Below are 12242 nucleotides of genomic sequence, written 5' to 3'. Positions count from 1 at the left end.
CTTTTGTACCTCACTGTAGCAAGCGAGATTCATAACGAGAAATACAATCTTTGAATCGCAATCATGCATCTTTTACATTAATGCCTGCCGCCCGTTCCCTGCGTCGCCAGCCGTCGGTCAAGCAGCTGGAAGCCTTTCTGGCCATCGAGTCCACTCGCAACCTGACCGAAGCGGCTGCGCGGCTGCACGTCTCGCAACCGGCGCTCAGCCGCACGTTACAGCTGATGGAAGACGGTCTGAATGTGCGGCTATTCGAGCGCAGCACGCGCTCGGTAGAACTCACGCCGGCGGGCGCGGCTATGCTGCCGGTCGCGCGGCGGCTCGTGGGCGAATTCCACGAAGCCTTCGGTCTGTTCGGCGAGCACCTCGAAGGTTTGAAAGGCCAGGCGGTGGTGGCCGGCCTGCCGTCGGTGGTAGTGGCTTTGATGCCACGCGCCATTCGCGAGCTGGTGGCTGTGTCGCCGGGCGTCGACGTCAAGGTCTTCGGAATCATGGAGCAGCAGGTGCTTGCCGCCGTGCGCGCAGGGAGTGTCGACTTTGCGCTCGCAACCCAGCCCGCCACCAGCAGCGGCCTGAGCTTCGAGCCGCTGTTGACCGACGATTACGTGCTGGTCTGCCGCAAGGACGACCCGCTGGCGCGCCGCAAGACACTTGCCTGGTCTGCACTGGCAGGCCGCGACTTCGTGGCCATGATGCCGGCCAGCAGCGTGCGGCCGGTGACCGACCGCGTGTTCATTGAAGGCGCCATCACTGTGGTGGTGCGCCATGAATGCGACAACATCGCCTTGATGGGCCCCATGGTGGCCGCCGGCCTGGGTGTCACGGCCTTGCCCAGGCTCGCGCTGGCGCTCACGGATTGCTCGGAACTTGCGGTGGTGAAACTGCGCCAGCCTGATGTACAGCGGTCAGTCGGCCTGCTGCAACGTGTGGGGGTGCCGCTGTCTCCAGCGGCCGCGCGTCTGGCGGAGGCTCTGCGGCAGAACCTGCCAAGTCGAGTTGCACGCCAGCGGATTGATTGATGCGTTCGTAGCTTTGTTTTCGGTTTGCTCGTCGCAACGGATCCAAGCCGATGGGCTGGACACACTCTTGAATCACCCGGTTCACAGCAGCAGCAACGCGGCAGCAGCAATCAGCGTGGGTACCGCAGCACCGGCCAGCAGCCCGCCCGCTCCAATCGATTCGTCAGCAAAGCCGTTTTTCAGCAACGCGACCCCAGCAGGGTTCGGTGCGTTGGCGATCACGGTCAACCCACCGCCAGCAACCGCGCCAGCTACCAGCATGTACTTTGAGGCGTCGTTCATGCCTTCAATCAAGGAGCCGAGATATGTCAGCGCCGCGTTATCAGTGATGGCGGTGAGTCCTAGTGCCCCGAAGAACAAGGCGACAGGTTCAAGGCTCGACACAATGGGTTGCAGCCACCAGCTTTGAAGACCGCCGAGCACCACCAGACCGGCCAGGAAGAAGCCAACCAGCAAGGCCTCGCGAATCACCAGCGGGCTCTGGTGCCGTTCGTAGGCCTGCGTAAAGCCAAGGAAAAGCAAAAAGAGCGCCAGAAAGGCAACGGGGTGATGGGCGAGCATCACTACGCCGGCGAGCACGGCCACGTGTACCAGCACTACCGCGAGGGGAATGGGGGTGGCGACTTCAGCTTTCGCATCGGCTGAGGCTGTCAGCTGGCGTCGCAGAACAAAAGCAGCCACTGTCGCATTGATCAGCACGGCAAGTGCAGCTTTCCAGCCAAAATTGGTCAGCATGAATTTGCTGTCCCAGTCCCAAGCCGACGCCACCATAAGTACCGGCGGTGCTGCGTAAGAGGTGAGTGTGCCGCCGATGGAAACGTTTACAAACAGCACGCCTAGTGCGAAGTACTTCACCCTTTCCGAAACGTCAGGGCGAAACACTATTGGGGCCAACATCAGCGCTGCAAGCGTCATCGCGGCAGGTTCGGTAATGAGCGAACCAAGTAGAGGTACCACTGCGAGCCCGAGCCACGTCAACGCAAGGCGGGGAGGGAACGGGGCCAGACGAGCCAACGCGTTCATGCTGACGCCTACTGTGTGCAGGATAGGACGAGAGGCGGCAACGACCATGACCACGAACACAAAGAGCGGCTCGGTGTAGTTGCGTGACTCCGCATAGGTGAGAGCTTCATCTCCACCCACCAGTACAGCCATGGTGATCACCAGCACCATGGCCCAGAAGCCAAAGACCACTTCTACTTCGCCAAGAAGGTGAAACGAACCGCTGTGTTGAGGGAAGCGATGAGCTAGACGCTCGAACTGCTTGGCTGTGAATGTGTGAAGGAGCGCGACCGCGAAAATAACGGCGGCGACGACCTGAATAGTGTCTGGAGTAGGGAACATGGGACGGTCCAAAGCTGCGTGGCGGCCCGACCGACGCTGAACCTGCTTTCCTGGAATTGGAAAAGCACCCTGAACTCGATTTTACCAAACCCATTCATGGCAATCCCATGGTCCCCATCGAGTCGTGGCAGCCGATGATGAGATCAAGGGGCTGCGATGGTGTACGCCTATTGGATCGATTCAACTTTTCAGCACGTAGTCGTGCTTCAACGGCGCATCTTCACCGCCATGCGCGTCAGCGCAATGGAGGCCGCCAATCCCAGGCCCGCTGAAATCCACAGTGATCCCGTACCCAGCCGTTCCACTGCCACCCCAAAAATGAAGGGAGCGCCTGCCTGGACAATGCGCGCAGGCACCATCAAAAGACCTTGCCGCTGGCCGTATCCCTTGCTGCCAAAGAAAATGAGAGGGAGTGTCCCAATGGCGATGGTCAATATGCCATTGCCCAGGCCGTGCAGAACAGCGAAGGCCAGGGCGGCTGAACTACCGAACACACCTATGCACAATGCACCCAGGGGATGGGCAAGCATGGCCAAGCGTGACGATAGCAGGGGGTGGGTGCGGCGCAGAAAGGAAAACTCGATCAAACGGCCCGCAACCTGAGCAGGGCCTACTACCGCGGCAATGCCCACGGCTGCGGCTGCGGTGGCTCCTGCGTCCCGCAGAAGGTGGGGCAGGTGCGCCGCCATGGCCGTACTGGTGAACCAAGCCACTGCGAAGACAAATGCCATCAGAACGGCAGCGCTGCGCCACTGATCTGCAGCCAAGACCGATGGTTGCTCCGGTCGGCTTGCCACGTCCTCAGCATCCTTGGGTTTGCGGACGGTGGCCGGCAGCATGGCGTTGAGTGGCAACGCAATGACCAGATGCAAGCTCGCCCATACCAGGCAGGCATCGCGCCAGCCGAAACTGCTATTGAGCCAGGCTGTCAACGGCCAGCCTATTGTGCTGGCAAAGCCGGCAAACAGCGTGATGCCAGTGATAGTGCGCCTTGCGCCTTGGCCATGCAGATGTACGGCGGTGGCGAAAGCGGCTTCGTACAGGCCACCGCCCATCGCTACGCCCATCAGGGCCCAGGCAGCAAAAACCTGCAGGGGATGTTGCGCTTGACTGAGAGCGGCCAGGGCTATCGCGAACACCAGGTTGCTGGACATGAGCACCGGCCTGCCTCCCCACCTGTCAATCAGCTTGCCTGCCAATGGTCCGATGGCGGCAGACACCAGCAAGGCCACAGAAAATGCGCCAAAGACAGTCCCACGGGAGATTCCCAGGTCCTTGCCGACGGCGTCCGCCAGAATGGCTGGCAGGTAGTAGGAAGAGGCCCATGCCAGCGTCTGGGACAAGCCCAGCAATACAGTGGTGGGCCTTTTTTGCATGGAGGTTCGGCGGCTCAGATACTACGCAGCTTGACTCGCTTGGATAGCGCCTCGGCGCTCTCTCGCCGCTCGCTGTAACGGTCAACGAGATATTCGGAACAATCACGGGTCAGGAGGGTGAACTTCACAAGCTCCTCCATCACATCGACCACTCGTTCGTAGTAAGGCGACGGTTTCATGCGACCATTTTCCTCGAATTCCGCGAAGGCTTTCGCCACTGAAGATTGGTTGGGGATCGTCAGCATGCGCATCCAACGTCCAAGCACGCGCAACTGGTTCACCGCGTTAAACGATTGCGATCCGCCTGAAACTTCCATGACGGCCAGCGTCTTGCCCTGCGTCGGCCTCACAGATCCGACCGACAATGGAATCCAATCGATCTGGGACTTCATGATGCCGGTCATGGCGCCATGCCGCTCTGGGGAACACCACACCATGCCCTCGGCCCACTGGGCCAGTTCGCGCAGTTCCTGAACTTTTGGGTGGTCCTCCGGGGCTCCATCTGGTTGCGGCAGTCCGCGCGGATCGAAGATACGAGGCTCGGCGCCCATGGCGCGCAGCAGCCGCGCTGCTTCTTCGGTCAGCAGCCGGCTGTACGAGCGCTCGCGCACGGACCCGTATAGCAGCAGAATGCGCGGCGGATGGGTTGCGCGCTCGGCCGGCAGCAGCCGCGCCAGGTCGGGATGGCGAAAGCTGTCGGCGTCGATGTTCGGTAGTTCAGGGCTTTGCAATGCGTGCTCCCGTCTCGTCCACGACGGCTTCGCCGTCTTCCTTGGTGAAGGCGGCCTGCTGCGGCTGCGGCAGGAGCTCGAGCACGGTTTCCGAAGGCCGGCACAACCGCGTTCCTAGCGGGGTCACCACAATGGGCCGATTGATGAGAATGGGCTCTTGCATCATGAAGTCGATCAACTGCGCATCGGTCCACGCGGGGCTGTCCAGGCCCAGAGCTTCGTAGGGAGTGCCCTTTCTGCGCAGCAAATCGCGAGGCGCAATGCCCATGTCCGAGATCAGTTGTTCCAGCATGGCGCGTTCGGGCGGGGTCTTAAGGTACTCGATGACCTCGGGTTCCTCGCCAGAATTGCGGATCATCGCCAACACGTTGCGCGACGTGCCGCAGGCGGGGTTGTGGTAGATCGTGATGTTGCTCATGGTCAGTTCCTTGTGAGGGGGGAGGGCGCCGATCAGGCCAGGCTCAGGCGCAGCGCCAAGGCCGCCAGCGTGATCAAAAGCACGGGCAGCGTGAGCACGACGCCCACGCGGAAGTAGTAGCCCCAGCCGATAGTGGTGCCCTTCTTTTGCAGCACGTGTAGCCACAGTAGCGTGGCCAAGCTTCCTATGGGCGTGATCTTGGGGCCCAGGTCGCAGCCGATCACGTTGGCGTAGACCATGGCCTCTTTAACCACACCGCTGGCCTGCGATGCGTCGACAGACAGCGCGCCGACCAGTACTGTTGGCAAGTTGTTCATGACAGAAGACAGCATGGCCGTGAGCACGCCGGTGCCTATGGCTGCTCCCCATATACCGCCTTGCGCGAACACATCAAGCAGCCCTGCAAGGCGGTCGGTCAGCCCCGCGTTGCGCAGTCCATACACCACCATGTACATACCTAGCGAGAACACCACGATCTGCCAAGGCGCGCCGTAAAGCACTTTGCGCGTGCTGATGACCTGACCCCTGGCCGCAGCAGCCAGCAGCACCAAAGCGGCCACCGCCGCGACCACACTGACCGGCACGCCCAGTGGCTCCAGGCCGAAGAAGCCCACCAGCAGCAAGGCCAGCACCACCCAGCCGGCGCGGAAGGTGGCCGGGTCGCGGATGGCCTGCGCGGGCCTCTTGAGCTGGGTCAAGTCGTAGCGCGCTGGCACCGCTTTTCCAAAGAACAGCATCAGGACCAGTAAGCTGGCCAATACAGCGGCGATGTTGACCGGCACCATCACGGCCGCGTATTGGTTGAACCCGATGCCGAAGAAATCGGCCGACACAATATTGACCAGGTTGGACACGATCAGCGGCAGGCTGGCTGTGTCGGCTATGAAGCCGGCCGCCATCACGAACGCCAGCGTGGCGGCTGGCGAGAAGCCCAGCGCCACCAGCATCGCCATGACGATGGGCGTCAAGATCAGGGCCGCTCCATCGTTGGCGAACAGAGCTGCAACGACCGCCCCAAGCAGCACGATGAAGGCAAACAGTCGGCGGCCGTTGCCACCCCCCCAACGTGCGACGTGAAGGGCTGCCCATTCAAAGAAGCCAGCTTCGTCCAGGAGAAGGCTGATGATGATGATCGCCACGAACGTGGCCGTTGCATTCCAGACGATGCCCCACACCACGGCAATGTCGGCCAAGTGCACCACGCCGAAAAGCAGGGCCAGCACAGCGCCGAATGATGCGCTCCAGCCAATGCCCAAACCTCTGGGCTGCCAGATGACCAGCACAAGCGTGAGCAGAAAAATCAGGATGGCCGCGAACATGGTGAAAGACTTCTTGGGTGGCGAACAGGAGGAGGTAGAGCCCAGTCTGTGAAGGTCATAGCCCTTGCAAAGCACTGGCCGCGCGCGACATAGCGAGCAGTCCGTTGTTGAAAGCTTTTCAGGTGCTGGGTTTCTGGTCGTTGCTCGTGGCTACACCGCAGCCTTAACAACCGCAATCCAAAGAAAGGGCAGTTGTTGAGCACGCCGCTCCCTCACAACAGTTTTCCGTAAGGTATGACAAGAGCTCGTTCATGGTGCTAAATGAAGCGCGGTAAATGAGGTTTCGTCCCTGTCGCTCTTGAGTCACCAGGCCCGAATGCGTCAGTTCCTTGAGATGAAAGGACAGCGTGTTGCCAGCCACATTCAATTGATCAGCCAGGACGCTCGGAGTCAAGCCGCCTGGGCCGGCAACCACCAGTGCGCGGAAAAGGCGCAGGCGAAGCGCTTGTGCAAGAGCGGCAAGGGATCGAACTGCGTCTTCTTCGTTCATAAATCAACTATACAACAAATATTGAATTATTTGTTGGTGGCAAGTCTTGCCAGGCCCATGACTGGTTCCCTGAAGAGCTCTTCGCTCAGAGTTACTTCTGCGCAGTTTGACGACGAAGTTTGGCGCCAAGCTTGAGGGCGCTCGCAAGTTGCGTCGCTGCCCGGGAAAGCCTTCGGTTGGAACGGACGAAGAGCGCTACCGTGTCTCGGGACTTCAGCTCGGGAACCCGAACTTCCCGAAGCCCGGATGAGGCCACCACGACCTTGAGCAATGGCTCTGGAATCAGCGTGACGTAATCAGTCGACGCTACCAGCGCCTGTACAAAATAAAGTGAATCTGAGCGCATGGCGATCCTTGGCCCGCTCTTTCGCAGGCCCTTGAACGCAGCCTGAAGGTCCGCGGCAACGTCAAATGCAGCGCTCGGGAGCACCCATTGAGATTGGGCGAAATCCTCGAGCGATTTGGCTGCGCGCAATGGATGTTTTTGGCGTACGGCGATCACAGTGCTTACGGTAAACAGATCATGCACTTCGATCGATGCAGGAAGCTGTCCCCGAGGCCGTGCACCGATGACGAGGTCAAGCGAGCCATCCGCCAACTGAGAAAGATGGGAACTTGGTAAGCCACCCATCACGTGCAACTGGACCTTTGGATATCTTTCGTGGAAATCTTCCAGAACCGAAGGCAGGAGATCGATCCCCAGCGTCGCCGAACATGCGATGCGCACCACGTCATCCGGATCACCCGACAACTCAGCGAGATCGATGGGAATGCGGTCGATCTCATTCGTGATCAGCTTCGCACGCTCATGGAGGACTTGGCCGAACTCGGTCAAGTGCGACCCTTTCGAGTCGCGGGTGAGCAGCGAGACCCCCAATGTCGTCTCCAATGCGCGCAGTGACCGGGACACTGCTGGCTGGGTGATCCCCAGCAACTCTGCTGCAAGACGGACGCTCCCGTTATCGGCAACCGCCACAAAGTGCTGCAAATGAGTGAGATTCACAGAAGCGCCTCAAGCGTGGAAATGTTGAATAAGTTAACCCCTTAACTGAAATGAGTATATCCACGGATCGAGCTCGCTCCTACATTGAACACCGTTACACATGAGGATCTATGCAGGACTTTTTGCAATTATCGAAAGCCGAAGCAGGTCAGGGAGTCACCGAGGCAGCTGGAGCGGGCTATGCAGTCGTGTCGAGTCATCCGCTTGCGACCTCGCAGGCTCAGCGCGTTCTGCAAGCCGGCGGCAACGCCTTTGACGCGGCTGTTGCGGGCGCAGCCATGCTGTGCGTTGCGCTGCCACATGCCTGCGGCCTGGGTGGTGATTGCTTTGCGATGGTGCATGACTCATCAAAAAACGAGGTCTGGAGCCTGAATGGCTCTGGGGCTTCGCCTCAGGCGCTTCCCCCGGATCTGTCAAGCTCTCAATTGGGCCTTGGGCCGCTCAGTTGCGGTGTTCCCGGTATGGTGGGTGGATGGCATGCCATTCATCAGCGGTTCGGTCACAGTACCTGGGCGTCGCTCATCGAGCCAGCCGCGAGGCTGGCCGCAGAGGGCATCGAGGTTTGCGATGATCTCGCGCAAGCATTTCGCTTGTTCGACGCAAGAGTCCGGAGAGATACCGGTCTCGGGAAGCTCTTTCTTGTGGATGAGCAACTCCCGGTCGTTGGGGAAAGACTGCTTCAATCGCCTTTGAGTCGTTCGCTGCAAGCGATTGCAGACAACGGCCCCCAAGCTCTTTATCAAGGAACTATCGGTCAATCGATTTGCCAAGTGCTGCAGGCGCAAGGCGGTTCCATGTCTTTGGACGACCTGAGCACGTATGAGCCCATCTGGTCGCATCCACTCCGCTCTAAGTACCGCGGATTGACCGTGAACGTCGCGCCGCCCAATTCGTTCGGCCTGTTTATGTTGCTTCAGCTTCTTGCGCTTGAGGACACTGACGTCCAAGAGCAAGGTCTCTTGTCATCCGGGCGGCTTGCCCTTTTAATGAGGGCGGCCAGAACATCATTCGCACATGGACTCTCCTACGTGGGTGACCCCTCTCATGTGGTGTCCCCGCAAGAGGCCTTATCACCAGTGGCTGCGCAGGCGCTGCGTGAAGGCATGCGTTCCATTTCTCCGGCCCGTTCGGTCAGCAAGTCCCAGGGTACGGCGACGATATCGGTAGTGGACAAGGCTGGCCATGCGATTACTCTGATTCAAAGCATTTTCAAACCCTTCGGTGCCATGGTGGCCGATGCTGCGACGGGCGTGATCTTGAACAACCGCCTGGCAGGCTTCCATCCGCAGTCCGGGCATCCTAATAGTGCTGGACCGGGCAAGCGGCCCGCGCATACCCTGAATCCGGTCATGGTAACGAACGGTGGGCGGCTTAAGTATTTGCTGGGAACACCAGGAGGCTCGGGCCAGACAATCACTCTGACACACGTCTTGTCTGCCTTGGTGGATTTGAAGCTTTCCCTCAGGGATAGCATTGCGGCGCCGCGATGGTCGATGGATCTTGCCGGCGGGCTGCTGATTGAGCCAGGCCTTGCCGAAGGAGTGGCCGCAGGAGTTCCTGCTCAGCTAAGGGAACAGGGTCTCGATGTTCAGGTTGCAGTGGGTGAGCGATTTTTCTTCGGTTCGGCCGAATGCATCGAGCTGGCCGACGACGGCCGACGCATCGCTGTGGCAGACGACAGACGGGACGCTTCTTGCGCGGCGGGGAATTGATGAATCGCGACCACATATTCCTCAACGGCAAAATAATCTCGGTTGATCAGCGCTTCGGCGTGTACGAGGCCGTGCACGTGCGGGGGGGCCGTATCGTTGCGGTGGGGTCCAGCGATCAGATCAAAGCCGGCGCCCCCGTTGACGCAGTCACTCAAGATCTGAATGGCCGTGCCGTACTTCCGGGGCTGATCGACGGGCATGCCCACATGGACCGGGAGGGGCTCAAGCAGGTCTACCCGACGCTCGAAGGTGCGCGTTCGATTCGCGACATTCTTGACCGCATTGCGGGGCTGGTGCGCCGTGCCAAACCTGGCGAGTGGATCGTCACCATGCCGATCGGCGATCCGCCTTCCTACTGGAATATGCCGCAAGGATTGCAAGAGCAGCGCTGGCCAACGCGCTGGGATCTCGATCAGGTGTCACCCGACAACCCTGTGTTCATCAAGCCTATTTGGGGGTTCTGGCGCCACGCGCTGCCGCTCGTATCGATTGCGAATTCAAGGGCGCTCGAAGCGTGTGGTCTTGACGGGAGTACACCATCGATGACCGAATCGGTGCATCTTGAAAAGGACCCTCAGGGAAACCTCACGGGTGTTTTTCTAGAGCATACCTATATGTCCGTAGTCGAATTGACACTGATGCTCAGGGCGGGCCGCTTTACGGCTCGCGATCGCGTTGCGGCACTTGAGCGCTCCATGCGGGAATACAACGCCCATGGAACCACCAGCGTGTTCGAAGAACACGGGATTGCCGGGGAGGTGCTGAGCGCCTACCAGGAACTCAGGTCCCGCGGACCGTTGAATGTACGGGCGCATCTGGTTCACAGCCCATCATGGTCGACGGTGGCGGGCGCCGATCGTGAGAAGCTGCTTGCCACCTGGGGCGCGTGGATGGGCGGGCGAGGCCTCGGCGACGAGTATCTTCGCGCAGGCGGCCTGTACGTGCTGATGGACGAGGAGGGGGATGGCCCCCGGTCTCCAAGGGAGAACACGCTGAGGGCGTCATGCAACCCCTACACAGGATGGGCAGGTTTCTACAACGACGCCGGCCTTCCTCGAGAGGAACTGAAAGCGGTGCTGATTGCCGCAGCCCGAAACAACATCAGGTGCGTCGGCGTGACGCCCGATCTGATTGACTTGTACGAAGAAGTCAATCGTGTCGTGCCGATCCGAGACAAGCGTTGGGTTCTCGGGCACATCAGCCTGCTGACGGAGACGGACATCGCCAAGGCGCGAGACCTCGGGCTCGTCATGACTACGCACACTAACAGGTACATCTACCGGGCCGGGATCAGAACACGTGAATCGATCGGTATCGATCGCGAGCAGGAGATATCACCGTTGCGGAGCCTGGAGAAGGCGGGCATTCCGGTATCGCTGGCAACGGACAACGTGCCGGTGTCGATGTTTCATCCGATATGGCATGCCGTAGCGCGCCGGGACCGGTCAGGCGAGCTGGTGGCTGCCGACCAACGCGTCAGCAGAGAGCGGGCCATACGAGCCGCGACCCTGGACGGCGCGTTCCTGACATTCGAGGAAAAATCAAAAGGTTCTTTGGAACCGGGCAAGTTGGCGGACTTCTTCGTGTGTAGCGATGACCCCCTCACGGTGCAGGAGGATGCGTTGAAAGACATTGTGTCTTTGGAGACTTACGTGGGCGGCGTTCAGACCTATTCAAGGAGCGACGAATGACCGCGAACGCTGATCTTATTGGGCAACCTGGCGGCGCCCGGCTTCTGACGACACCCGCGCTGATTGTCGATGGCGAACTGCTTGAGCGAAACACACGATCCATGGTGGAACTCGCCGCCAACGCGGGAATGAGGTTGCGTCCGCATGCCAAAACCCATAAATGTTCGGAGTTGGGCAAACGGCAGATCCAATGGGGTGCTAGCGGCCTGTGTTGCGCCACCCCGCTTGAAGCGCTGGTGATGCTTGGCGCGGGCATCGAAGATCTGCTTCTCACGGCGCCGGTCACCCAACCAAGGCAAGCGAGCGCCATTGCCGATGCGGTTGGGCGCCAGCGTCAATCCGGGCAGAGTTGCGAGTTTTCTGTGGTGGTCGATTCGATTCGCGGTATCGAGTTGTGGGAAGAGGCATTGAAGGGCACCCAGCTTCAGTTCCATGCGTTGGTGGATCTCGATATTGGAATGCAGCGGACTGGAGTTCCGGATGGCCCGGCTGCGATCCAGCTCGCAGCGCGCCTTTCAGATAGCACGAGCTTGAAGTACGCAGGCATACAGGCTTACTCGGGGTTAATACAGCACATAGAGAGTTTCGAGGAAAGACAGCGGATCTACGGAACTCATCTGCAAAAGCTGGCGACGCTCATCGATGAATTGCGGGCAGCAGGGCTCGGTCCTTCCACAGTCTCGGGCGGCGGTACCGGTTCGTTTCCGATCGATGCTGCGAGCGGACTTTTCAATGAGCATCAGGCGGGTTCGTTTGTCTTCATGGATGTGGAATACGGCAGGGTAGCCTGGGGCACTTCCATGGTGCCGTTCGATGTCTCTATTTGGCTGAGAGGGCATGTCATCAGCCAGAACCATGCTGGCATGGCCACGGTGAACCTGGGTACTAAAAGTTTTTCTTCGGACAGCTTCGCACCAGACGTTCGGAACCAACCAGATTGGGCCTTCCAGTTCTTTGGCGACGAATACGGCAAGCTTCGATTCGACGGGCCTGACGCACCGCTTTGGGGGGAATCCGTGGATTTCGTGCTTCCGCATTGCGACCCCACCGTCAACTTGCACAGCGAATATCACGTGCTGCACGGAAACACACTCGTCGCGATCTGGCCCATTGATGGCCGGGGCGTGCTTTAGTTTTGA

General features: G+C 59.8%; 11 protein-coding genes. 4 read left to right on the top strand and 7 right to left on the bottom strand.

All coding sequences use genetic code 11. From position 1 onward, the window contains the following. The first annotated feature begins 80 nt into the window (after positions 1 to 80). A complete protein-coding gene (locus tag ABIE13_RS18570) occupies positions 81 to 1019 on the top strand; it encodes a LysR family transcriptional regulator (protein ID WP_354446149.1) in 939 nt (312 codons plus the stop codon). A gap of 81 nt (positions 1020 to 1100) precedes the next feature. Here ABIE13_RS18570 and ABIE13_RS18565 read toward each other — a convergent pair whose 3' ends face one another. The 7 genes from ABIE13_RS18565 to ABIE13_RS18535 all read right to left on the bottom strand — a co-directional run bounded on the left by ABIE13_RS18565 (position 1101) and on the right by ABIE13_RS18535 (position 7700). Next, the gene (locus tag ABIE13_RS18565; protein ID WP_354446147.1) at positions 1101 to 2363 is read right to left on the bottom strand and encodes a putative Na+/H+ antiporter; all 1263 of its coding nucleotides are present in this window, start codon (positions 2361 to 2363) and stop codon (positions 1101 to 1103) included. Between the two features lie 206 nt (positions 2364 to 2569). Then, positions 2570 to 3739, bottom strand: a complete 1170-nt coding sequence (locus ABIE13_RS18560; protein WP_354446145.1) for an MFS transporter — start codon at positions 3737 to 3739, stop codon at positions 2570 to 2572. 14 nt (positions 3740 to 3753) lie between these two features. After that, the gene (arsH, locus tag ABIE13_RS18555; protein WP_354446143.1) at positions 3754 to 4470 is read right to left on the bottom strand and encodes an arsenical resistance protein ArsH; all 717 of its coding nucleotides are present in this window, start codon (positions 4468 to 4470) and stop codon (positions 3754 to 3756) included. Further along, complete coding sequence (arsC, locus tag ABIE13_RS18550; protein WP_354446141.1) at positions 4457 to 4888, bottom strand: arsenate reductase (glutaredoxin); 432 nt, start codon at positions 4886 to 4888, stop codon at positions 4457 to 4459. The genes arsH and arsC overlap by 14 nt, the downstream gene beginning before the upstream one ends. A gap of 32 nt (positions 4889 to 4920) precedes the next feature. Further along, entirely contained in the window at positions 4921 to 6207 is a 1287-nt protein-coding gene (locus ABIE13_RS18545) for an arsenic transporter (RefSeq protein ID WP_354446139.1), read from the bottom strand. A 163-nt stretch (positions 6208 to 6370) separates the two neighbouring features. Next, positions 6371 to 6697 (bottom strand): ArsR/SmtB family transcription factor, encoded by a 327-nt coding sequence (locus ABIE13_RS18540; RefSeq protein ID WP_354446137.1) that lies wholly within the window; start codon positions 6695 to 6697, stop codon positions 6371 to 6373. Positions 6698 to 6788: 91 nt separating this feature from the next. Continuing rightward, positions 6789 to 7700, bottom strand: coding sequence for a LysR family transcriptional regulator (locus ABIE13_RS18535; RefSeq protein WP_354446136.1), 912 nt, complete (start codon positions 7698 to 7700; stop codon positions 6789 to 6791). 110 nt (positions 7701 to 7810) lie between these two features. Here ABIE13_RS18535 and ABIE13_RS18530 point away from each other — a divergent pair, with 110 nt between their 5' ends. The 3 genes from ABIE13_RS18530 to ABIE13_RS18520 are packed head-to-tail and all read left to right on the top strand — an operon-like array spanning position 7811 to position 12236. Then, positions 7811 to 9412 (top strand): gamma-glutamyltransferase family protein, encoded by a 1602-nt coding sequence (locus ABIE13_RS18530; protein WP_354446134.1) that lies wholly within the window; start codon positions 7811 to 7813, stop codon positions 9410 to 9412. After that, entirely contained in the window at positions 9412 to 11103 is a 1692-nt protein-coding gene (locus ABIE13_RS18525) for an amidohydrolase (RefSeq protein ID WP_354446132.1), read from the top strand. The genes ABIE13_RS18530 and ABIE13_RS18525 overlap by 1 nt, the downstream gene beginning before the upstream one ends. Further along, positions 11100 to 12236: an alanine racemase gene (locus ABIE13_RS18520; protein WP_354446130.1), complete on the top strand. Its 1137-nt coding sequence runs from the start codon at positions 11100 to 11102 to the stop codon at positions 12234 to 12236. The genes ABIE13_RS18525 and ABIE13_RS18520 overlap by 4 nt, the downstream gene beginning before the upstream one ends. Positions 12237 to 12242: the final 6 nt, after the last annotated feature.

It is taken from the genome of Ottowia thiooxydans, assembly GCF_040548795.1.
Classification (GTDB): domain Bacteria; phylum Pseudomonadota; class Gammaproteobacteria; order Burkholderiales; family Burkholderiaceae_C; genus Ottowia; species Ottowia thiooxydans_A.
Note: the sequence above shows the minus strand (reverse complement) of the source record. Positions and strands in the feature narration are given on the sequence as shown.